Raw genomic sequence first — 22,097 nt, forward strand, 5'->3', positions numbered from 1 at the left:
ATCGGTGGCGACCCAAGCAGCCAGCCGGCATCGCCTCGCCGTCCATGACACGCAGGATGGACAGCGCGAGCGTGTCGAGCGTTTCATCCACGCGGTCTACCAGGCCCGTTACGGCGCCCAGGTGCGCCACTACGCGCCCATGCTCGTGAGCCTGCGCGACGAAGACGACCAGATCATCGCCGCCGCCGGCTACCGCGTGGCCGATACCGGCCCGCTCTTCCTCGAACGTTATCTGCAGCAGCCGGTCGAAGTCCTGCTGGGGCAAGGCAGCAGCCAGGTGCAGCGCACCCGGATCGCCGAAGTCGGCCATCTCTCGGCCGTGCAGGCCGGCGCAGGCAAACGCCTGATCCATCTCATGGGGCCGCAGCTGGCGGGCCTGGGCCTGGAATGGGTGGTCAGCACGCTGACGCAGGAACTGCAGCACCTCTTCGTGCGCCTGGGCATCACGCCCCTGGCCCTGGGCGTGGCCGATGCGGCCCAGCTCGGCGCCGCCGCGGCGGACTGGGGCAGTTATTACGACCACCGCCCCGTCGTCGTGGCCGGTCGCATCGACCTGGCGCTGCGCATGCTGGCCCGCCGCCGGAGCGCCGCATGAACGCAGCCCTGTTCGACGGCCAGCGCGACTGGAGCGCGGCCGAACTCCATGACGCCGGCCGCGCGGCACAGCAGTGGCTGCAGGCGCAACACACCCGCGTGCTGGCCACGTTGCTGGACAACGGCGCCGCTTTCGTGGTGCTGGACGAGGCCGCCGCCGGCGCCGGCCTGGTGCACATCCCCCTGCCACCCTTCTTCACACCCGCGCAGCTGCAGCACGCCCTGCAGTCGGCCGGTGTGGACACCCTGCTCACCTCCCCCGCCACGGCCGCCGCCTGGGCCGGCCTGCCCTGGTTGCCGCTGACGCTGGCCGGTCTGGAGCTGCGCGCCGCGCGCCTGCCGACGCAGAGCGTCCCCATGCCGCAGGGCACGGCGAAGATCACCTACACCTCGGGCAGCACCGGCAGCCCCAAGGGCGTCTGCCTGCGCCAGGGCGCCATGGAACGTGTGGCCGACGGCGTGGTGCAGGCGCTGGGCCCGCTGGGCATCACGCGCCACCTCAGCGCCCTGCCCTTTGCCGTTCTGCTCGAAAACGTGGCCGGCCAGATGGCGGCGCGCCGGCAAGGCGCCACGCTGCTCACGCCGCCGCTGGCCGAACTGGGCTGGCGCGGCTCCTCGCAATTCGACGTGGTCGCCTTCCATGCCGCCGTGCTGCACTACCGGCCCGACAGCATGATCCTGCTGCCGCAGATGCTGCGCGCCTGGTGCGGCTACCTGCAGCAGACCCGGCAAACCGCCCCCACCGGCCTGAAGTTTGTCGCCGTCGGCGGCGCGGCCGTGGGTGCGCCACTGATGGCGGCAGCGCACGCCCTGGGCATCCCCGCCTACGAAGGCTACGGCCTGTCCGAAGGCGCATCGGTGCAGACGCTGAACCTTCCCGGCGCCCACCTGCACGGCAGCGCCGGCCGGCTGCTGCTGCATGCGCAGATGCGCGTGGCGCCCGACGGCGAGCTCGAGATCGCCGGCAGCCTCATGGCGGGTTACCTGGGCGACGGGACCCCCGCCCCCGACTGGTGGCCCACTGGCGACCTCGGCCACATCGATGCACAAGGGTTTGTGCACATCCAGGGCCGCAAGAAGAACGTGCTGATCAGCTCCTACGGCCGCAACATCTCGCCCGAATGGGTCGAGACCGCTCTGGGCAGCCAGTCTGCCATCCGGCAGGCCGTGGTCTACGGCGACGGCGAACCCGCCCTGTGGGCCGTGCTCTGGCCGCTGCAGGACAACACACCCGACAGCGCGCTGCAGGCGGCCGTCGATGCGGCCAATGCCACGCTGCCCGACTACGCGCGCATCGCCCGCTGGACCCGCGCCCGCGCCCCCTTCACCGTCGCCAGTGCTTACGCCACCGCCAACGGCCGCCCGCAACGCGCGGTCATCCTCGCAGCGCACGCCGATGCGATGCCCGTTGAACCCCTTTCCCAACTGATGAGCACCCCATGAGCTTCTACCAACGACTGATCCAGGAAAGCAGCAGCGCCCGCATGGGCCTGCTGAGCGCCCCCATCATCCAGGGGGTGCTGCAACGCGGCGAGGTTTCGCTGCCCAGCTATGTCGCTTTCCTCACCGAGGCCTATCACCACGTCAAGCACACCGTGCCCCTGCTGCGCGCCGCCAAGGCCGCGCTGCCGGCGCGGCACGCCTGGCTGAACCCGGCCATGGACGAGTACATCGAGGAAGAAGCCGGCCACGACGAGTGGATCCTGGACGACATCCGCGCCTGCGGCGGTGACGCCGAAGCGGTGCGCCACGGCCAGCCCGCGCACGCCACCGAGGTCATGGTGGCCTATGCCTACGACACCATCGCCCGCGGCAACCCCCTGGGTTTCTTCGGCATGGTGCACGTGCTCGAAGGCACCAGCGTGGCCCTGGCCCTGCAGGCAGCCGATGCCATCCAGCAACCGCTGGGCCTGCCCGATGCGGCCTTCAGCTACCTGCGCTCACACGGCACGCTGGACCAGGAGCACACGGCGCATTTCGCGCTGCTGATGGACGAGATCACCGACGCGGCCGACCAGGCTGCCATCGTCCACGCCGCGCGCGCCTTCTACCGCCTGTATGGCGATGTGTTCCGCGCCCTGCCCATGCCGGTGCGGGCGGAGGCCCTGGCATGAAGGCCGCCCAGGCCCGCGTGCTGCTCACCGGCGCCAGCGGCGGCATCGGCCAGGCCATGGTGCAGGCCCTGCTGCAGGCCGGCGCCCAGGTGCTGGGAGTAAGCCGCACGCCGCAGCCAGCACAAGCCGGACTCACCTGGATCACGGCCGACCTCGGCAACGCCGCCGACCTGGCCCGCATCGCGCAGGCCGCCGACCGCTGGGGCGCCAACGTGGTCGTGCACGCGGCCGGCCTGCCGGCCTTCGGCGCGCTGCCACAGCTGGAGGCCGCACAGATGCAGGCCGTGCTGCAGGCCAACCTGCTCGCGCCCATGCTGCTCACACAGGCGCTGCTGCCGCGGCTGCGCCAGCTGCCACACGCCCAGATCGTCTTCGTCGGTTCGGCCCTGGGCCGCATCGGCCTGCCGGGTTTCAGCCTCTACACCGCCAGCAAGGCTGGCTTGCACGGTTTTGCCGAAGCCCTGCGCCGCGAACTAGGCGACACGCCGGTGCGCGTGCAGCTGCTGGCACCGCGCAGCACCCGCACCGCCTTCAACGACGACGCCGCCCAGGCCTACAACACGGCCACCGGCACGGGCAGCGACGCGCCCGCCGTGGTGGCGCAGGCCCTGCTGGCGCTGATCGAGAGCGAGGCCGCCGAACGCTACCTTGGTTTTCCGGAACGCCTGGCCGTGCGCCTGAACAGCCTCATCGGTCCGCTGCTCGACGGCAGCTTCGCCAAGCACCGGCGCCAGGTCGCCATCCCCACCCCCACCCAAGGAGTCACCCCATGAAAAAAATGCTCACAGGCCTGCTGGCCTGCGCCCTCTTCCTGCCCCTCGTGGGCATGGCCGCACCGGTCGACGATGCAGTGGCCGAACTGCAGCGTGACTGGGAAGTCATCCGCTACCAGACGCCGCCCGCGGACCGCCTCAAGCGCTTCGAGGTGCTGGCCGAGAAGGCCCACCAGGTCAGCCTGGCTCACGCGGGGCGCAGTGAACCCCTGGTCTGGGAAGGCATCATCGTGAGCACGCTGGCGGGTGAAAAAGGCGGCCTGGGTGCACTGGGTCTGGTCAAGCAGGCCAAGACGCTGTACGAACAGGCCATCGCCATCGACGGTCGTGTGCTCGACGGCTCGGCCTACGGCAGCCTGGGTGTGCTGTACTACAAGGTGCCGGGCTGGCCCATCGGCTTCGGCAGCAAGGCCAAGGCCGAGGAGATGCTCAAGAAGGCGCTGGAGATCAACCCGGCCGGCATCGACCCCAACTTCTTCTATGGCGAATTCCTGATCGAGACCGACCGCAACGCCGAAGGCATCACCTTCCTCGAACGCGCGCTGCAGGCGCCGCCACGGCCTGCCCGCCAGATCGCCGACACCGGCCGGCGCGAGGAAATCCGCACCCTGCTGGCCAAGGCCAAAGGGCAGTGATCTGATCAGTTCCTGACGAGTTCGGCCACCACGCCCGTGCCGTCGGCACGCGCGCGGTACTGCAGGGCCAGGCCATGCAGCGCGGCGATACGCCGGGCGATGGACACACCCAGGCCGCTGCCGCTCTCGATCTGCCCCTCGGGCCGGTGGAACCGTTCGCCGAGCTGGGCGAGCACCTTGGGGGCCAGGGCCGGCCCCTCGTTCTCCACCGTCAGACGGTCCGGCCCGAAACGCAGCGTCACCGTGCTGCCCTGCGGCGCATAACGCGCTGCGTTGTCCAGCAGGTTGCGCAGCAGCACGGTCATGAGGTGGGCGTCCCCCGACCAGGCCGGTGCGGTCTGCGGCGCCTGCGGCCACAGGCAATCGAGCTGGATCTGGCGCCGCTCGGCCAGCGGCAGCACCTCGCTCATGGCCTGGCGCGCCAACTCTGGCCAGTCCAGCGGCGCGGTCTGCGGCAGGCCGCTGGCCGCCTCCAGGCGCGAGAGCCTGAGCAACTGGTCCACCAGCCGGCTCATGCGCTCGATGCCCGCACGCAGGGCCGCCATGGCCTGCTCGCGCTCGGCCGCCGCGCTGGCACCGTGCAGGCGATCCCACTGGGCGCTGAGCACGGCCAGGGGGGTGCGCAGTTCATGGGCTGCATCGGCGGTGAAGCGGCGTTCGCGCGCCAGCGTGGTTTCAATGCGTTCGAACAGGCCGTTCATGGCCAGCAGCATGGGCTGCAGCTCAACCGGGGCGCTGACCACGGGGATGGCCTGCAGCTCGTCGGCGCCGCGCTGCTGCAGTTCCGTGGTCAGGGCACGCATGGGTGCGAGGGCTTCGCGCACCGCCCAGCCCATGGCCAGCAACAGGATGGGCAGCATCAGCAGCCAGGGTATGAGTTGGCTGCCGATCAGGTCGTAGACCAGTTCGTCACGTTCGTGCAGGTTCTGCCCGGCCGCCACCACCCACTGGCCATTGGGCGACTGCAGGTAGTAGGCACGCCAGGGCTGTGCATTGACGATCAGATCAACAAAACCCACCCCATCGGGCCGCAAGGGCAGTTGCGCGCCCTCGCGGTCCACCAGCACCACCTCGCCCTGCCGGTCCCAGACCGCGATGGCCAGGTCGTCCAGATCGGCCTCGCCGCCCAGCGGCGAGGCCGGCACACCGGGCGCCTCGCTGTCAGCACTGACGCCGACCAGGGTCAGCTGCACCTGGCGCGCCAGGCGGATCATCTCGGTGTCGAACAGTTCATTGACCTCGGCCCGCGCGCGGAAGGTCGAGGCCGTCACGGCGATCAGCCACACCAGCGGCGCGCAGACCAGCAGGTAGAGCATCAGACGACGGCGCAGACTCATCACTTGTCCTCCAGCGCACCGAGCGCATAACCCAGGCCGCGGATGGTCCGCACGATGCCCGGATCGATCTTGCGGCGCAGATGGTGGATGTGCACCTCCAGCGCATTGCTTTCGGGTTCGCCACCGCTCCAGTCATAAAGCTGCTCCTGCAGCTGCGTCTTGGAGAGCACACGCTGCGGGTTCTTGAGCAGCACTTCCAGCAGGGCGATCTCACGGCCGGTGAGATCCACCGCCCGGCCCTGCCACTGCACCTGCTTGCTCGCCGGGTCGTAACGCAGGGCCCCGTGCACCCATTCGGACTGGGTGCGGCCGGTGGCGCGGCGCAGCATGGCGCGCAGGCGGGCGGCCAGTTCACCGATGGCAATGGGCTTGATCAGGTAATCGTCGGCCCCCACGTCCAGCCCCTCGATGCGCTGCTCCACCGTGTCACGTGCAGTCAGCACCAGCACCGGCAGGTCCACGCCACGCTCGCGCCAGCGCCTGAGCCAGACCAGGCCATCGGTCACGGGCAGGCCCAGGTCCAGCACCATGGCGTCATACGCCGTGCCCTGGACAGCGGCATCGGCCTGCTCACCGCGGGTGAACCAGTCCACCACATGCCCCAGCTGCCGCAGCCCGCTGCTGAGCGCCTCGCCCAGCTGGAGATCGTCTTCGAGGATCAGCAGGCGCATGGTGGCTTTCCCGGACAAACAGACATCAGGCCATCCAGTCCTGCGAGACGATGCTGTCGCGCCCCATGCGCTTGGCCTGCTCCAGCGCCGCCGCACACAGGTCCACCAGGGCTTCGGGGCCGGCCTCGCCCGCCGGCGTGAACGCAGCCACGCCGATGCTGACGGTGACGATGCCGCCCTCGCCGCCGCTGTGCGGCATGGCCAGGCTATTGATGAGCATGCGAACGCGGGCCGCCACCACGCGCGCGCCCACCTCATGCACCGCCGGCAGCAGGATGGCGAATTCGTCGTCGCCATAACGCGCCACCACGTCGGCCGGACGGAACACCGCGCGGCCCAGGGCGGCGGCAATCTTCTTCAGGCGGTCCGGCCCCATGGTGGCCACATGCGTGTCAACATAGGCGCGGAAGTGGTCGATGTCGATGAGCAGCAAGGACAACGGCGTCTGCTCGCGCCGGGCACGGGCCCATTCCAGTGCCAGCCGCTCGTCGAAGCCGGCCCGGCTCAACACGCCGGTCAGCTCATCCGGGCTGCCAGCGGCAGGCAAGGCTTGCGCCATGTCCCGCTGGTTCTGATCGCTGGGCTTGGCGGACATGGCGTGTATGGAAACCAGGCTTCAGCGCGCCTGCCGCAGCTGCCTGAGATCGGCCACGATCTCGGCCGAATGCTTGTCGCTGTCGACCGAGCGGTAGATGCGGGCGATGCGGCCCTGGGGATCGATGACGAAGGTCTGGCGTTTGGCAAACTTGTAGACCAGCCAGTCCGAGAGAGCGCCGTAACGTGTCGCCACCTCGCCCTGTGCATCGGCCAGCAGCGGGAAGGGCAGCTTGTACTTCTGGGCGAAAGCTGCGTGCGAGGCGCTGCTGTCCACGCTGATGCCCACCACTTCGGCGCCCAGCTCCTGCAGCAGCAGCCAGTCGTCGCGGAAGTTGCAGGCCTCGGTAGTACAGCCCGGCGTGTCGTTCTTGGGATAGAAATAAAGCACCAGCCACTTGCCGCGCCAGTCGGCCAGCTTGCGGGTCTTGCACTGCTGGTCGGGGAGTTCGAAATCCGGTGCGTTCTGACCCAGCTCCAGTGCGGCGGCCCGCGCTGCGCCCGCTCCCAGCACCAGGCTGGCGGGCAGCAGGCACAGGGCGCGGCGCAGCCGGGATTTCACGGCCGCAGCTCCTTGATGCCGCCCATATAGGGCTGCAGGGCAGCGGGAATCTCGACGCTGCCATCTGCGCGCTGGTAGTTTTCCAATACAGCGACGAGCGTACGGCCCACGGCCAGACCCGAGCCGTTGAGCGTGTGCAGCAACTCGTTCTTGCCCTGGGCATTCTTGAAACGCGCCTGCAGGCGGCGGGCCTGGAAGGCCTCGCAGTTGGAGACCGAGCTGATCTCGCGGTAGGTGTTCTGCGCCGGCAACCAGACTTCCAGGTCATAGGTCTTGGCCGCGCCGAAACCCATGTCGCCGGTGCACAGCGACATCACGCGGTAGGGCAGGCCGAGCTTCTGCAGGATGGCCTCGGCGTGGCGTGTCATCTCCTCCAGCGCCTCGTAGCTTTTCTCGGGGTGCACGATCTGCACCATCTCGACCTTGTCGAACTGGTGCTGGCGGATCATGCCGCGCGTGTCGCGGCCATAAGAACCAGCCTCGGAGCGGAAGCAGGGGGTGTGCGCGGTGAGCTTGAGCGGCAGGTCCGCCTCGGCCACGATCTCGTCGCGCACGAAGTTGGTCAGCGTGACTTCGCTGGTGGGGATCAGGTAGAGCGCCACGTCCTCGGCCGCGCCTTCCTGGCCGCCCTTCTTGGCGGCAAAGAGGTCTTCCTCGAACTTGGGCAGCTGGCCGGTGCCGCGCAACGTGTCGGCGTTGACAATGTAGGGCGTGTAGCACTCGGTGTAGCCGTGCTCCTGGGTCTGCACGTCCAGCATGAACTGCGCCAGCGCGCGGTGCAGGCGGGCGATGCCGCCCTTCATGACCGTGAAGCGCGACCCGGTGAGCTTGGTGCCGGTGTCGAAGTCCAGGCCCAGCGGCTCGCCCACGTCCACGTGGTCCTTGACCGCGAAGTCGAATGTCTTCGGCGTACCCCAGGTCCGGGCCACCACGTTGCCGTGTTCGTCGCTGCCCACGGGTACGCTCTCGTGTGGCAGGTTGGGGACGGCCAGCAGCAGGGCCAGCATCTCGGTCTGGATCTGGTCCAGTCGCGTGGTTGAGCTGTCCAGCTCGCCTTTGAGCGCATTGACCTCGGCCTTGGCCGCCTCGGCCTCATCCTTTTTGCCCTGGCCCATGAGCGCACCGATCTGCTTGCTCAGGGTGTTGCGTTTGTTCTGAAGCTCTTCGGTGCGGGTCTGGATCGTCTTGCGTTCGCCTTCCAGCGCACGGAACTTGCCGGCGTCGAGGAAGGGCTGGGGTTTCTTGCGCGTCTCCAGACGGGCGAGGACGCCGTCGAGGTCTTTGCGGAGCAGGGTGAGGTCTAGCATTTGGATATTGTAGTTTTCGTTTTCTGGGCTCTGGTTTTCTTCGTTTTTCTTTGTTCTTTTCGCTGCTTTTTCGCTGCGCGGGCTTTTGTAATCCCCCCTATCCCCCCGCCCCTTCCCACCCCCGCCGGGGCGGGAAGGGGAGCTTGGATTTGGTTTCTGGTTATCTGGCTACGCTTCTACGGGGGTGGGGCCACGTTCCGGGTTTGGATGCCTGCATTTCTGGGCGCCGGTCGTAGTAAACGGCACTGGATCAGTGCGGCTCTGGCTGGCAGCTGCGCGCCAGCGACGAGAAAGTGGAGAGGACAGGCTGGACTCGAAAGCGGTAGGTCGGAACGACCACCGCCGTTGGCAGACAACTTCCGCCCCATTTACTACGACCGCCTCCCGAAAATCTCGGCCCGAAGTGGCGGAGGCGACGGTTCGTTCCGTAGAAGCGCAGCCGGAGTCCAAAACTCAAATCGGGCTCCCCCTTCCCGCCCCGGCGGGGGTGGGAAGGGGGCTGGGGGGATAGGGGGGGACTACAAAAGCGCCGCCGGGCAAAACCTCAGGAAGAAAGAGGGTCAGACGTCCGTCTTCAAGCCCTTAGGCAAAGGAAACTTGATCGTCTCCTCAATCCCATCCATCTTCCGCACCGCCACCGCCCCCAGCGCCCGGATGCGTTCGATCACCTGCTGCACCAGGATCTCCGGGGCCGAGGCGCCGGCGGTCAGGCCCACGCGGCTGCGGCCATCGAACCATTCGGGTTTCAGCTCGTCGGCGCTGTCCACCATATAGGCCTCGGTGCCCAGTTTCTTGGCCACTTCGCGCAGGCGGTTGCTGTTGGAGCTGGTGGGGCTGCCCACCACGATGACCACGTCCACCTGCGGGCTCAGCAGCTTGACGGCGTCCTGCCGGTTCTGCGTGGCGTAGCAGATGTCCTGCTGCTTCGGGCTGCGCACCTGGGGGAACCGGGCTTTCACCGCGGCCATGATGCTGGCCGCGTCGTCCACGCTCAGCGTGGTCTGCGTCACCACGGCCAGCTTGGCCGTCTGGGCCGGCTGCACACGGGCCACATCGGCCTCGTCTTCCACCAGGTGGATGCCGGAATCGAGCTGGCCTACGGTGCCTTCCACCTCGGGGTGCCCCTTGTGGCCGATCATGATGAACTCGTAGCCTTCCTTGTGCAGCTTGGCCACTTCCACGTGCACCTTGGTCACCAGCGGACAGGTGGCGTCGAAGATCTGGAAGCCGCGGGCTTCAGCCTCACGCTGCACGGCCTTGCTCACGCCGTGGGCGGAGAACACCAGGGTGGCGCCGGGCGGCACGTCGCTCAGCTCCTCGATGAAGATCGCGCCCTTGGCCTTGAGGTCGTTGACCACATAGGTGTTGTGCACGATCTCGTGGCGCACGTAGATCGGGCGGCCGAACTTGGTCAGCGCGCGCTCGACGATCTCGATGGCACGGTCCACGCCGGCACAAAAACCGCGCGGCTCGGCCAAGAGGATCTCAGCCTGCGTACTCATGGTCATAACACCCCGATCAGTTGCACTTCGAAGCTCACCGGCTGGCCGGCCAGCGGGTGGTTGAAGTCGAACAATACAGCCTCTTCACCCAGCTGGCGCACCACGCCACCGAACTGTCCCTTGCGGTCGGGCGTGGGGAACTGCACCACGTCACCCACCGCGTATTGCTCGTTGGGGTCGCCCAGTTCGCGCAACTCCTTGCGCGAGAGCCATTGCTGCATGTCGGGATTGCGCTCGCCGTAGGCGCCCGGGGGCAGTTGCAGCGTGGTGTGCACGCCCTCCTCCAGGCCCAGCAGTGCCTGCTCCACGCCCGGGGCCAGTTCGCCCGTGCCTATGGTCAGCGTGGCCGGCTTGCCGCCGAAGGTATTGACAAGATCGCCGGCCGGCCCGGACAGGCGGTAATGCAACGTGAGGAAGGAGCCGGGCTGGACCCGGGCAGGGGTGGTGGTCATGGAAGTCCCGATAAACTGGGCTCCATTGTAAAAAGACCTGCGTTTGACATCCGTCATGCCCCTCAAAGACCTTCCCCCCGACGCGCGACCGCGCGAAAAGCTGCTGGCCCGCGGCCCGGGGGCACTGTCTGACGCCGAATTGCTGGCCCTGCTGCTGCGCACCGGCCTGGCCGGCAAGGGCGTGCTGCAGCTGGCGCAGGAACTGCTGGACGTCAAGACCGGCTTCGGCGGCATGGCCGGCCTGCTGCACGCCACGGCCGACGACCTGAAACGCATCAAGGGCCTGGGGCCGGCCAAACGCGCCGAACTGGTGGCTGTGCTGGAACTGGCCCGCCGCGCCCTGGCCGAACAGCTGCGCGAACGCGCCGCGCTGGACACGCCCCAGGCCGTCAAGGACTACCTGCAGCTGCATCTGGCCCACAAGAAACACGAAAGTTTTGCCGTGCTCTTCCTGGACAACCAGCACAAGCTGCTGGCGCTGGAGGAACTGTTCCGCGGCACGCTGGCGCAGACCAGCGTCTACCCGCGCGAAGTGGTGCTGCGCGCCCTGCACCACCACGCCGCCGCCGTGGTGCTGGCCCACAACCACCCCAGCGGCACGGTGCAACCCTCGCGCGCCGACGAGGCGCTCACCCAGGCCCTCAAGGCCGCGCTGGCCCTGGTGGACGTGCGCGTTCTGGACCACGTGATCGTGGCGCCGGGCCTGGCGCTCTCGATGGCGGAAAAGGGACTCATCTGATGGTCACCGTGAAATCACTGGCCGACCTCAAACAGGTCAAGAAGGCCATCGAAACGCAGGCCAAGCTGGAAGCCGAGCGCAAGATCGAGGCGGCGAAAAAAGCCCGGCAAGCCACCGCAGACAAGGATCTTTTCCAGCAGGCCGCCGGCAAGGTGCAGCCCCTGGCCCAGCCGGCCAAGGCCCAGCTCAAAAGCGCCAAACCTCCACCACTCCCCCTGCAGCACCAGCTGGATGAGCAGGCCGCGCTGCAGGAAACCCTGAGCGACGAATTCGACATCAGTACCCTGCTGGAAACCGACGAACACCTGAGTTACCGCCGCCCTGGCATCGGCACCGACGTCACGCGCAAGCTGCGCCGCGGCGACTGGGCCATCCAGCGTCAGCTGGACCTGCACGGCCTGCGCACCGAAGACGCCCGCGAGGCCCTGGGCCAGTTCATCCGCGAAGCGCACCAGCAAGGCATACGCTGCGTGCGCGTGGTCCACGGCAAGGGCCTGGGTTCACCGGGCAAGACGCCGGTGCTCAAGGGCCGGGTGCAAAGCTGGCTGGCGCAGAAGCAGGAAGTGCTGGCGTTTGTGCAAGCCAGGCCGGCGGAGGGGGGCGCGGGAGCGCTGGTGGTACTGCTGCAACCCGCAGGTTAAGTTAGCCGGGTGTGTTTCTCATCCAGTCCGCCGTCCCGAAGAAGGACTCGCGTAGCTTGCCGCGCAGCTCTTCATCCACCCCCACCTCCCCCATGGCTTGGTCCATGCAGGCCAGCCACTGATCGCGCTCAACCAGGCCGATCTTGAAGGGCATGTGGCGCGCGCGCAGGCGCGGGTGGCCGAAGCGTTCGGTGTAGTGCTGTGGGCCGCCGAGCCAGCCGGTAAGAAACCAGGTCAGTTTCTGCCGAGCAACCGTCAACTCGCTGCCATGGGCGGCGCGCAACTCCTTGTAGCCGGGCTCCAGGTCCATGAGGTCGTAGAAACGTTCGACCAGGGCGTGGACCTTGGCCTCGCCGCCTATCCATTCGAAAGGGGTGGCGGGTTTGGTGTTCTCTGCGGAAGTCATGCCCGGATTATCCCAGCCATGCCGAACTGCGAAGACGCTACCATTTCGATAGCAATCAAGTCGCCGCCTGGCGCAGCGTCTGCACCACCGGGCGGCGCAGCACGCTGCGCAAGCCCCACCAGCCGGCCAGCCAGGCCAGTAGCGCACCGCTGACCGCGCCGACGGGCAGCAGCCACCAGGTCACGGTCCATTCGAAATTGAAGGCATAACGCGCCAGCGCCCAGCCCACCACGGCCGAGACCACGGCGGCCAGGGCCCCGGCCAGGGCGCCCACACCCGCCAGTTCAGCACGCTGCACCTGGCGCAGCAGGCCGCTGCCGGCGCCCACGGCACGCATGATGGCGTATTCGCGCGCGCGCTCCTCGCGCGTGGCGGTGACGGCGGCAAACAGCACCACCAGACCCGCGGCCAGCGTGAAGCCGAAGAGGAATTCCACCGCGCGGCTCACCTGCTCCAGCACACGCTGCACCTGGGCCAGCGTGGCGCTCAGGTCCACCACGGTGATGTTGGGAAAGTGGCGCACCAGGGCGCTGTCGAAACCCGGTTTGTCAGGCGCGCGCAGCGCGGCCAGGTAGGTGACGGGCAACTCCGGCATCTGGCTCACCGGATACAGGGCGAAGAAGTTGGCGCGCATGGAACCCCAGTCCACCTTGCGCAGCGAGGTGATGGTGCTCTCCTGCTGCAGGCCGGCGATGTCGAAACGCAGCTTGTCGCCCAGCTTGAGGTTCAGGGTCTTGGCGATGCCCTCTTCCATGCTGATGCCCTTGGCATCTTCCGCCGTCCAGCGGCCGGCCACGATGGGGTTGTGGCCCGGCGGCTGGGCGCTGTGCGAGAGGTTGAACTCGCGCTCGACCAGGCGCTGCGCCCGGTCGTCTTCGTAGTCCTGCGCCTGCACGGGGCGGTCGTTGATGGCCACCAGGCGGCCGCGAATCATGGGGAACCAGTCGTAACCGCTCACGCCCGCCTCGCGCAACTGGCGCTGGAAAGCCTCGGCCTGGTCGGGCTGGATGTTGATGACAAAGCGGTTGGGCGCATCGGCCGGCGTGGCCTGGCGCCAGCTGCGGATCAAGTCGGTGCGCAGCAGCACCAGCAGCAGCAGAGCCAGCAGGCCCACGGCCAGGCTGCTGACCTGCAGCACGGCGTAGATGGGCCGGGCCGAGAGCTGGCGCGTGGCCAGCACCAGCCAGCGCGGCGCGGTGTTCTCGCGCACCACACGGCGCAGCAGCAGCACGGCGCCCCAGCTGGCCAGCGCAAAGATGGCCACCGCACCACCAAAGCCCCCCACGGTGATCAGCCCCAGCTTCAGGTCGCTGCTGGCGGCCAGCAGCAGCACGGCAAAACCGAGCACGCCCAGCGCCAGCACGCCGATGGACATGGGCCGCAGCGTGCCCAGGTCGCGCCGGATCACACGCAGCGCCGGCACCTGGGCCAGCTGCAGCACGGGCGGCAGGCCGAAAGCCAGCATGAGCGTGAGGCCCATGCCCAGGCCAAAGAAAACAGGCCACAGGCCGGGGGCGGGCAAAGCGGTATCCACCAGACCCGCCAGCAGCAGAACAAAGACATGGTGCACGGCCCAGCCCAGGGCCACCCCCAGGGCACCGCCGGCCAGGCCCACCAGCAGGAACTCCAGCGCATGGCTGCGTGCGATGGTGGCTTGCGACAGGCCCAGCACGCGCAACATGGCGCAGTCGTCCAGATGCTGGTTGGCAAAAGAACGCGCGGCCAGGCCCACGGCCACGGCGCTCAGCAGCGCGGCCAGCAGGGCCACGAGGTTGAGGAATTTCTCGGCACGCTCCAGGGTCTGCGCCATCTCGGGGCGGCCACCTTGCAGGGCCTCGATGCGCACGCCGCGCAGCTGCTCGCGTTCGACGGCCTCGTTGGCGCGCTTGACGAAGGCGTTGACCACGCGGTCCTCACCAGCCACGGCCAAGCGGTAGACCAGGCGGCTGGCCGGCTGGATCAGCTGGGTGGCGGCCAGATCGTTTTGGTTGATGAGGGCGCGCGGCGCGAAGTTGATGAAACCGGCGCCACGATCGGGCTCCACCCCGATCAGGCGCGTGATGCGCAGGGCCGCTTCGCCCAGCAAAAGCTGGTCCCCCATCTTGAGACCCAGGGCATCGAGCAGGGCCGGGTCGGCCCAGACCTCACCCGGCGCCGGGATGTCGCGCGTGGCCGCCGCCGGCGTACCCGCTTGCGTGCTGACGGTCAGCTTGCCGCGCAGCGGGTAACCCGCCTCCACCGCCTTGAGCGACACCAGCCGCGTGGCCCCGCCCTGGTTCTCGGCAGCGCGGGCCATGGTGGGAAAGCTCAGCGAGCCGGAAACCTGCAGGCCGCTGGATTTCGCCAGCGCCAGCAGGCTGGCCGGTGTGGCGTTGTCGCTGACGATGACCGCATCCCCCCCCAGCAACTGGCGCGCATCACGCTGCATGCCGCCCTTGAGCCGGTCGGCAAAGAAACCCACCGCGGTCAGCGCGGCCACGGCCAGCGTCACGGCCAGGATCAGCAGGCGCAGCTGACCGGCACACAGGTCACGCCAGAGGGTTTTCCAGGCGAGTTGCCAGAAGGTGATGTTCATGGGGGCTAGCTTAGGGGATTTTGCGAATGGCTGGTGTTACAGGGTTTTCGTTTGGCCTGTCACCCTCGCACGCCTGCAAGCCGGGTCTCGCCCCGGCGGGCGAGGTACTTTTCTTTGCTTCGCCAAAGAAAAGTACCCAAAAGAAAGGCGAGCCGGGTTCGTCGTCCCTCCGCTGCGCTACGGGCACGCTGCGTTGCTCGGCCAGTGCGGGAAGTACAGAAACTCGCCCTGCGGGCTCAGACATCTGCACTTCTTTTTCCGCCCTTGCCTGCGCTACTCGCCTCCTCACACGGCAATGGGGGGCCGGAGACCAAAACCAATACCAAAAACAACAAGGACGCGCCATGGCGCGTCCTTGTTCGGCTGTTCTGTCTTCGGCTGTTGGTTCCCGGCTGTCTGGCCCCCTATGCCGTGTGGCAGGGCTGAGCAGCGCAAGGTACCCCGCAGGGGCCCTGACTTCGGCTCGCCTTCTCTTTGCTTACTTTCTCTTGGCGAAGCAAGAGAAAGTGAGTGCGCTGCCGGGCGCACATCCCGGCAATGCCACGCGAGAAACAACCCAGGACGAAAGAATCTAAGCAGCCGCGCGCAGCTTGGGCCCTGCAAGTTCAGGCTGCAACACCAACCGAGCCGGGGCCGTATAGCAATAGAAGTGCCTGCCAGTAGCCCGCCCAATCGCACACAACCCCACCCGCTCCGCCACCGCATGCCCCATCTGCGTAATCCCACTACGAGAAACAACAATCGGCACCCCCATCTGCGCCGACTTGATCACCATCTCGCTGGTCAGCCGACCGGTGGTGTAGAACACCTTGTCGTCTCCGGTCATGGCAGAAGCGTCCTGCAGCCACATCCAGCCCGCGATGGTGTCGATGGCGTTGTGGCGCCCCACGTCCTCCACGAAGAGCAGCATCTCCTCGCCGCGGAACAGCGCACAGCCGTGCACCGAGCCGGCTGACTTGTAGGTGCTCTCCTGCAGGCGGATGGCGTTGACGATGCCGTAGAGCTGGGCCTGGCTCAGCGTGGCCTGGGGCAACTGGATCTGGTCGACCTCGTCCATCATGTCGCCGAACACGCTGCCCTGGCCACAGCCTGTGGTGACGACGCGCTTGGACGTGCGCTCCTCGATGTCGGTGATGCCCTCGCGGGTCTTGACGGCGGCGGCGCCGACGTCCCAGTCCACGGTGATGGATTCGATCTCGGCCACCGAGCGCACCAGGCGCTGGTTGCGCAGGAAACCCAGCACCAGCAGTTCGGGATGGCCGCCCAGGGTCATGAGCGTGACCAGCTCGCGCTTGTCCACGTAGACGGTGAGCGCCCGCTCCGCAGGGATGGACAGGGGTGTGGCCTCACCGTGCTCGTTGACAGCCGTGACTTCGCGCGTCAGGGGCGCCTGGGCCCGGGTGAGATGTGGCAGGGACATGGATGGCAGCGTACAACAAAACGGGCCGGACTTTGCAGCCCGGCCCGTGAGACCGCGTAGCGCGCGGGGATCAGGATTTCTTGGCGGGAGCAGCCGGGGCTGCTGCTGCCGGCTTGAAGGGGCCCGGGTCGGCGCAAGGCGGGGTGGCGACCGGCTTGCCGGACTTGCGATAACGCGCGGCCACCTTGTCCTGCGACTTGCACAGCTTGTAGCCGTCGACCTTGCCGGCATGGGCGGTCTTGGCGGCAGCCTCGGCAGCCTTGGCCTTGGCTTCGTCGTTCGGGGCGGGCAGCTTGGCCAGGGCAGTGACGCTGAGGGCGCAAGCGGCAATGAATACGGCGATGGATTTCATGTTGGCCTCTCTTGTTGTGATCAGGCTTTGACGGGAGCACCGGGCGCGGCCGGCTGGGTGCGCTGCGCCGGGATCTTGCCGGCCTTGATGTCGTCGTACCAGAGCTCGTGGTGCTCCTTGGCCCAGGTCTCGTCGACATAACCGGTCTTCATGGCGGTGTAGGCGCCGGCCATGCCGAGCGTGCCCATGTAGATGTGGCCGATGAACATGGCCATCATCAGCACGGTGGCCACGCCGTGGACCATGTGGGCGATCTGCATGTCACCACGCAGGTAGTCCAGGCCCGGCACCAGCTTGTCCAGCACCAGGCCGGAAGCCACGACGATCAGGCCCAGCACGAACACGCCACCCCAGAACAGCACCTTCTCACCGGCGTTGAAACGGTGCGAGGCGATCTCGTGCCCGGACAGCAGGCCACCGCCCTTGACCAGCCAGGTGATGTCTTCCTTGCGCGGCAGGTTGTCCTTGACGAAGGTGAGGATGACCACCACCAGCGAGACGGCAAACACCGGGCCGGCGAAGTTGTGCAGGTTCTTCAGCACGTAAGTCAGCCAGCCGAACAGGGTGCCGCCGATGACCGGGTGCAGGAAGTACTTGCCGAAGGCCATGACGAGGCCGGAGATCGCCAGGATGGAGAAGGCGATGGCATTGGCCCAGTGGGCCGAGCGCTCGAAGGCGGTGAAGCGCTCGATCTTGCGGCCGGTCTCGGCGCCGTGCAGCTGCAGGGTGCCCTTGCGCCAGTAGAAGATGCCCACCGCGCCCAGCGCGATCAGGATCAGCGCGCCGCCGTAGGGAATGATCCACTGGTTGCGCACCTGGCGCCAGGCTTCGCCGGCGTTGGTGAGCATGGAACCCGGGTACTGCACGAAGGGCTGGATCAGGTTGCCGGCTTCCGGTGCTTCGCTCTTGGGCAGGCTGCTGTAGCCGCTCACGCCGGCACCGACCGCACGCCACATGGGCGCGTTGTTGCCGGGCTGCACCGCCGCGCGCTCGGCATTGGTCTGCGTGGCGTAGCCCGGCTCCTGGCTGGCGTCAGGCTTGACGTCGAAGATGTTCTGGCCCTTGATGCCACCGGCGGGGGCCGGTGCCGCCTTGGCCGGCGGTGCATCAAGTTTCAGTTTGTCCTGCTGGGCGTGGACCGGTGCGGCCCAGCCCAGGGCCATGAGCATGGCCAGGGCAAGCACTTTTTTCATGAGGCGTCCGATCTTCAGTTGACCCGGTTGTACTCGTTCTGGCCGTACTGGCCGCGCGCCTTCAGCTTGGACTCCCAGCTGGCCTTGTCGCCGGACTTCCAGCCCGGTTCGACATAGGCCTTGCCGGTGCCCGTGTGCGGCGCCGCATCCTGCTTGGCACCACCGATGCCCTGGGGCGACTCGCCGCAGGCGGCCAGCAGGAACGCAGCAGAAACGATGATCAGTGCTTTTTTCATGACTTGGCTCCTGCGGGTGCCGGCTGGCCAGCCTGGCGCGAGCCGTAGGCTGTGCCCCAGCCCCAGACTTCGGCGCCCTTGCCGCGTTGCAGCACGCGGGTGCGGAAGATGTCGGCCACCATGTCGCCGTCACCGGCGAGCAGGGCCTTGGTCGAGCACATTTCGGCACAGGCCGGCAGCTTGCCTTCGGCCAGGCGGTTGCGCCCGTATTTCTCGAACTCGGCCTGGCTGCCGTTGGCCTCGGGGCCGCCGGCGCAGAAGGTGCACTTGTCCATCTTGCCGCGCACGCCGAAGGTGCCCTGCGAAGGGAACTGCGGTGCGCCGAAGGGACAGGCGTAGGAGCAGTAGCCGCAGCCGATGCAGATGTCCTTGTCGTGCAGCACCACACCCTCGTCGGTGCGGTAGAAGCAGTTGACCGGGCAGACCGCCATGCAGGGTGCGTCGCTGCAGTGCATGCAGGCCACCGAGATGGATTTCTCGCCGGGCACGCCGTCGTTGAGGGTGACCACGCGGCGGCGGTTCACACCCCAGGGGACTTCGTGTTCGTTCTTGCAGGCGGTGACGCAGCCGTTGCACTCGATGCAGCGCTCGGCGTCACAAACAAATTTCATTCGTGCCATGACGTTACTCCTCAGGCTTTCTCGATGTTGCAGATCGTGGTCTTGGTTTCCTGCATCATGGTCACGCTGTCATAACCATATGTAGTTGCCGTGTTGACCGCCTCGCCGCGCACGATGGGCGCCGCACCCTTGGGGTAGTAGGCCAGCATGTCGGCGCCCTGCCAGCGTCCGGAGAAGTGGAAGGGCATCCAGACCGTGTCGGGCGCGACGCGCTCGGTCACCAGGGCCTGCACGTTCAGCTTGGCGCCGGTCGGGCTGTGCAGCCAGACACGTTCGCCGTTGCGGATGCCGCGCTCAGCTGCCGTCTTCGGGTTGATTTCCACGAAGGACTCCTGCTGCAGTTCGGCCAGCCAGGGGTTGGAGCGGGTTTCCTCGCCGCCGCCTTCGTACTCGACCAGACGGCCGGAGGACATGATGAGCGGGAACTTCTCGTGCAGCTTGTCGGCAATGTTCTTGGTCTGCACGCTCTTGTACAGCGTGGGCAGGCGCCAGAAGGCCTTCTTGTCGTCGTGCGTCGGGTACTTGGCCATGAGTTCGGGCTTGGTACCGTAGAGCGGCTCGCGGTGCTGCGGCACGGGATCGGGGAAGTTCCAGACCAGGGCGCGCGCCTTGGCGTTGCCGAAGGGGTGGCAGCCGTGGTTCTTCATGAACACGCGGATCAAACCACCCGAGGAGTCGGTCTTCCAGTTCTTGCCCTCTGCCGCCTTGGCTTCGGCCTCGGTGAGTTCGCCCCACCAGCCCAGCTTCTTGAGCAGCACGTGGTCGAGTTCCGGATAGCCGGTGGTGATGTCGGCGCCCTTGGAATAGGAGCCGTCCTCGGCCAGCAGGTTCTTGCCGTCCTTCTCCACGCCGAAGTTGGCGCGGAAGTTGCCGCCGCCGTCCATGACGTGCTTGCTGGTGTCGTACAGGTTGGGCGAACCCGGGTGCTTGAGTTCGGGCGTGCCGTAGCAGGGCCAGGGCAGGCCGAAGTAGTCGCCCGACATGTCGTAGCCGGTTTCCTTGTCGACCACCTTGCCCTTGCACTTGAGCGTCTTCACGTCGAAGGCGTCCATGTGGCGCATGTGGGCCTTCAGGCGCTCCGGGCTCTGGCCGGTGTAGCCGATGGTCCAGACACCGCGGTTGATCTCGCGCAGGATGTCTTCCGGCACGGGCTCGTCCATGCCCTTGACCTTCTGCATCTTGTAGTTCTTGGACAGCTCCTTGGCGAAGCCGAGTTTCTCGGCCAGCTGGTGCATGATCATGTGGTCGCTGCGGCTCTCCCACAGCGGCTCGATGACCTTCTCGCGCCACTGGATGGAGCGGTTCGACGCGGTGCAGGAACCGCTGGTCTCGAACTGGGTGGCCGCCGGCAGCAGGTAGACCGCGCGGTTGGGGTTGAGGTCTTCAGCCTTGCCGGGCATGGCCGCCATGGCCGCGGTGGCCGACGGGTAGGGATCCACCACCACCAGCAGGTCCAGCTTGTCCATGGCGCGTTTCATCTCCAGACCTCGGGTCTGGGAGTTGGGCGCATGGCCCCAGTAGAAGACGCCGCGCAGGTTGGAGTCCTGGTCGATCAGCTCGTTCTTCTCGAGCACGCCGTCGATCCAGCGCGACACGGTGATGCCGGGCTTGCTCATCATGGCGGGCGTGGCGAACTGCTTCTTGATCCACTCGAAGTCCACGCCCCAGACGTTGGCGAAGTGTTTCCAGGAACCTTCGACGATGCCGTAGTAACCCGGCAGCGAATCCGGGTTGGGGCCGACGTCGGTGGCGCCCTGCACGTTGTCGTGGCCGCGGAAGATGTTGGTACCACCGCCGGATTTGCCGACGTTGCCCAGGGCCAGCTGCAGGATGCAGCTGGCGCGCACCATGGCGTTGCCGATGGTGTGCTGGGTCTGGCCCATGCACCAGACGATGGTGCCGGGACGGCTCTCGTGCAGCATCCGGGCGACCTTGATCATCTGGGCCTCGGGCACACCGCAGGCCTCTTCGACCGCCGCCGGGGTCCACTTGGCCAGCACGTCCTTCTTGACCTCTTCCATGCCGTAGACACGGTCGTTGATGTACTTCTTGTCTTCCCAGCCGTTCTTGAAGATGTGGTGCAGCAGGCCGAAGAGGAAGGGGATGTCGGAGCCCGAACGGATGCGCACGAACTCGTCGGCCTTGGCGGCGGTGCGGGTGAAACGCGGGTCCACCACGATCATCTTGCAGCCGGTTTCCTTGGCGTGCAGCATGTGCAGCAGGCTGACCGGGTGGGCTTCGGCGGCATTCGACCCGATGTACAGGGCGACCTTGCTGTTCTGCATGTCGTTGTACGAATTGGTCATGGCGCCGTAGCCCCAGGTGTTGGCCACGCCGGCCACCGTGGTGGAGTGGCAGATGCGCGCCTGGTGGTCGCAGTTGTTGGTGCCCCAGAAGCTCACGAACTTGCGCATCAGGTAGGCCTGCTCGTTGCTGTGCTTGGACGAGCCGACGAAGTAGACGCTGTCCGGTCCGCTGGCCTTGCGCAGCTCCATCATGCGGGCGGTAATCTCGTTGAGCGCCGTGTCCCAGCTGATGCGCTCGTACTTGCCGTTGACGAGCTTCATGGGATAGCGCAGGCGGTACTCGCCGTGGCCGTGCTCGCGGATCGAGGCGCCCTTGGCGCAGTGCGCACCCAGGTTGATGGGCGAGTCGAACACCGGTTCCTGGCGTGTCCACACGCCGTTTTCCACCACGGCGTCGATGGCGCAGCCCACCGAGCAGTGCGTGCAGATGGTGCGCTTGACTTCGATCTTGCCGTCGCCGACGGCAATGCTGCTGGCGGCACGCGCCTTCTTGACCAGCGTGAGCTGCGAGGCGGCCAGGCCGACACCCAGGCCCAGGCCCGAGCGGCGCAGGAAGGCGCGGCGGTCCATGGTGGGCAGGGCTTGCGACAGGCCACGGCGCAGGCTGTGCACGAAAGGCGAGCGGGCGGTGGTCTCGGTCGCCGGGGATTTCTTGGTGAGCAACATGTCTCTCTCCAGCTTTGATTAGATGCGGGTGGTCTGGTAGTACTGCTTGATGTGTTCAGACAGGTGGTAACCACCGCCCTTGGCAGGAGCCGCCTTGGGTTCGGGGGCAGCCTGCTCGGCCGGCTTGGGGGCCGACATCAGGCCGGCCACCGCAGCCACGGCACCCGCGGTGCCTGCACCTGCGAAGAGGGTGCGTCGTGACAATTTGCCTTGGGGTTGACTCATGCTGGGTCTCCTGAAAGGTTCCACTTAGGAACAGAACTACATAACTGAACTCGCTGGAATTTAGCAACGCCACGGCGTTTCAGCAAGCGAGGTCTCCCTTGGTACAAGCCGGCCATGACCACGATGCACACGAGGAAAATTTTTTAATTCATGGCTCACTGATATAGCCACACCCTC

Annotated in this window: 23 protein-coding genes; 7 read left to right on the forward strand and 16 right to left on the reverse strand. The window is 67.1% G+C overall.

The window, feature by feature from the left end:
• The first annotated feature begins 4 nt into the window (after nt 1–4).
• Genes HTY51_RS12405 through HTY51_RS12425 form a run of 5 tightly spaced genes read left to right on the forward strand, consistent with a single transcriptional unit; the run spans nt 5 to nt 4,116 of the window.
• Complete coding sequence (locus HTY51_RS12405) at nt 5–595, forward strand: thermostable hemolysin (protein WP_254606876.1); 591 nt, start codon at nt 5–7, stop codon at nt 593–595.
• Entirely contained in the window at nt 592–2,037 is a 1,446-nt protein-coding gene (locus HTY51_RS12410) for an AMP-binding protein (protein ID WP_174253013.1), read from the forward strand. The genes HTY51_RS12405 and HTY51_RS12410 overlap by 4 nt, the downstream gene beginning before the upstream one ends.
• Complete coding sequence (locus HTY51_RS12415) at nt 2,034–2,708, forward strand: TenA family transcriptional regulator (RefSeq protein WP_174253014.1); 675 nt, start codon at nt 2,034–2,036, stop codon at nt 2,706–2,708. The genes HTY51_RS12410 and HTY51_RS12415 overlap by 4 nt, the downstream gene beginning before the upstream one ends.
• The gene (locus tag HTY51_RS12420; RefSeq protein ID WP_174253015.1) at nt 2,705–3,481 is read left to right on the forward strand and encodes an SDR family oxidoreductase; all 777 of its coding nucleotides are present in this window, start codon (nt 2,705–2,707) and stop codon (nt 3,479–3,481) included. Before HTY51_RS12415 ends, HTY51_RS12420 begins: the two co-directional genes overlap by 4 nt.
• On the forward strand, nt 3,478–4,116 hold the full coding sequence (locus HTY51_RS12425; protein ID WP_174253016.1) for a hypothetical protein: 639 nt from the start codon (nt 3,478–3,480) through the stop codon (nt 4,114–4,116). Before HTY51_RS12420 ends, HTY51_RS12425 begins: the two co-directional genes overlap by 4 nt.
• Nucleotides 4,117–4,121: 5 nt before the next feature.
• On the opposite strand, the gene HTY51_RS12430 is transcribed toward HTY51_RS12425, so the two are convergent.
• The 7 genes from HTY51_RS12430 to HTY51_RS12460 all read right to left on the reverse strand — a co-directional run bounded on the left by HTY51_RS12430 (nt 4,122) and on the right by HTY51_RS12460 (nt 10,541).
• Nucleotides 4,122–5,453: an ATP-binding protein gene (locus tag HTY51_RS12430; RefSeq protein WP_174253017.1), complete on the reverse strand. Its 1,332-nt coding sequence runs from the start codon at nt 5,451–5,453 to the stop codon at nt 4,122–4,124.
• Nucleotides 5,453–6,124, reverse strand: coding sequence for a response regulator (locus tag HTY51_RS12435; RefSeq protein ID WP_174253018.1), 672 nt, complete (start codon nt 6,122–6,124; stop codon nt 5,453–5,455). Before HTY51_RS12435 ends, HTY51_RS12430 begins: the two co-directional genes overlap by 1 nt.
• 25 nt (nt 6,125–6,149) lie before the next feature.
• Nucleotides 6,150–6,719: a GGDEF domain-containing protein gene (locus HTY51_RS12440; RefSeq protein ID WP_174253019.1), complete on the reverse strand. Its 570-nt coding sequence runs from the start codon at nt 6,717–6,719 to the stop codon at nt 6,150–6,152.
• A gap of 21 nt (nt 6,720–6,740) precedes the next feature.
• Nucleotides 6,741–7,280 (reverse strand): peroxiredoxin, encoded by a 540-nt coding sequence (locus tag HTY51_RS12445; protein WP_174253020.1) that lies wholly within the window; start codon nt 7,278–7,280, stop codon nt 6,741–6,743.
• A complete protein-coding gene (serS, locus tag HTY51_RS12450; protein WP_174253021.1) occupies nt 7,277–8,587 on the reverse strand; it encodes a serine--tRNA ligase in 1,311 nt (436 codons plus the stop codon). The genes HTY51_RS12445 and serS overlap by 4 nt, the downstream gene beginning before the upstream one ends.
• A gap of 560 nt (nt 8,588–9,147) precedes the next feature.
• The gene (gene ispH, locus HTY51_RS12455; protein ID WP_174253022.1) at nt 9,148–10,089 is read right to left on the reverse strand and encodes a 4-hydroxy-3-methylbut-2-enyl diphosphate reductase; all 942 of its coding nucleotides are present in this window, start codon (nt 10,087–10,089) and stop codon (nt 9,148–9,150) included.
• Nucleotides 10,090–10,091: 2 nt separating this feature from the next.
• On the reverse strand, nt 10,092–10,541 hold the full coding sequence (locus HTY51_RS12460; protein WP_174253023.1) for a peptidylprolyl isomerase: 450 nt from the start codon (nt 10,539–10,541) through the stop codon (nt 10,092–10,094).
• A 55-nt stretch (nt 10,542–10,596) separates the two neighbouring features.
• Here HTY51_RS12460 and radC point away from each other — a divergent pair, with 55 nt between their 5' ends.
• Both radC and HTY51_RS12470 read left to right on the forward strand, forming a co-directional pair.
• Complete coding sequence (radC, locus tag HTY51_RS12465; RefSeq protein WP_174253024.1) at nt 10,597–11,280, forward strand: DNA repair protein RadC; 684 nt, start codon at nt 10,597–10,599, stop codon at nt 11,278–11,280.
• Nucleotides 11,280–11,921, forward strand: a complete 642-nt coding sequence (locus HTY51_RS12470) for a Smr/MutS family protein (protein WP_174253025.1) — start codon at nt 11,280–11,282, stop codon at nt 11,919–11,921. The genes radC and HTY51_RS12470 overlap by 1 nt, the downstream gene beginning before the upstream one ends.
• A 1-nt stretch (nt 11,922) precedes the next feature.
• On the opposite strand, the gene HTY51_RS12475 is transcribed toward HTY51_RS12470, so the two are convergent.
• The 9 genes from HTY51_RS12475 to HTY51_RS12515 all read right to left on the reverse strand — a co-directional run bounded on the left by HTY51_RS12475 (nt 11,923) and on the right by HTY51_RS12515 (nt 21,920).
• Nucleotides 11,923–12,327, reverse strand: coding sequence for a group II truncated hemoglobin (locus tag HTY51_RS12475; protein WP_174253026.1), 405 nt, complete (start codon nt 12,325–12,327; stop codon nt 11,923–11,925).
• Nucleotides 12,328–12,382: 55 nt separating this feature from the next.
• Nucleotides 12,383–14,902 carry an ABC transporter permease gene (locus HTY51_RS12480; RefSeq protein WP_174253027.1) on the reverse strand — a complete coding sequence of 840 codons (2,520 nt, stop codon included), beginning with the start codon at nt 14,900–14,902 and terminating at the stop codon, nt 12,383–12,385.
• A 571-nt stretch (nt 14,903–15,473) separates the two neighbouring features.
• Nucleotides 15,474–16,322: a formate dehydrogenase accessory sulfurtransferase FdhD gene (locus HTY51_RS12485; RefSeq protein ID WP_174253028.1), complete on the reverse strand. Its 849-nt coding sequence runs from the start codon at nt 16,320–16,322 to the stop codon at nt 15,474–15,476.
• A 70-nt stretch (nt 16,323–16,392) separates the two neighbouring features.
• Complete coding sequence (locus HTY51_RS12490; RefSeq protein ID WP_174253029.1) at nt 16,393–16,674, reverse strand: hypothetical protein; 282 nt, start codon at nt 16,672–16,674, stop codon at nt 16,393–16,395.
• Between the two features lie 20 nt (nt 16,675–16,694).
• Nucleotides 16,695–17,867 (reverse strand): formate dehydrogenase subunit gamma, encoded by a 1,173-nt coding sequence (locus HTY51_RS12495; protein WP_174253030.1) that lies wholly within the window; start codon nt 17,865–17,867, stop codon nt 16,695–16,697.
• Nucleotides 17,868–17,881: 14 nt separating this feature from the next.
• Nucleotides 17,882–18,103, reverse strand: coding sequence for a hypothetical protein (locus HTY51_RS12500; RefSeq protein WP_174253031.1), 222 nt, complete (start codon nt 18,101–18,103; stop codon nt 17,882–17,884).
• Nucleotides 18,100–18,723, reverse strand: a complete 624-nt coding sequence (gene fdh3B / locus HTY51_RS12505; protein ID WP_057677039.1) for a formate dehydrogenase FDH3 subunit beta — start codon at nt 18,721–18,723, stop codon at nt 18,100–18,102. Before fdh3B ends, HTY51_RS12500 begins: the two co-directional genes overlap by 4 nt.
• A gap of 11 nt (nt 18,724–18,734) precedes the next feature.
• Complete coding sequence (locus HTY51_RS12510; protein ID WP_174253032.1) at nt 18,735–21,695, reverse strand: formate dehydrogenase subunit alpha; 2,961 nt, start codon at nt 21,693–21,695, stop codon at nt 18,735–18,737.
• A gap of 18 nt (nt 21,696–21,713) precedes the next feature.
• Nucleotides 21,714–21,920 carry a formate dehydrogenase gene (locus HTY51_RS12515; protein WP_174253033.1) on the reverse strand — a complete coding sequence of 69 codons (207 nt, stop codon included), beginning with the start codon at nt 21,918–21,920 and terminating at the stop codon, nt 21,714–21,716.
• Nucleotides 21,921–22,097 lie beyond the last annotated feature (177 nt).

Origin of the sequence: Rhodoferax sp. BAB1 (assembly GCF_013334205.1) — a bacterium.
In the GTDB taxonomy this organism is placed as follows: Bacteria; Pseudomonadota; Gammaproteobacteria; order Burkholderiales; family Burkholderiaceae_C; genus Hylemonella.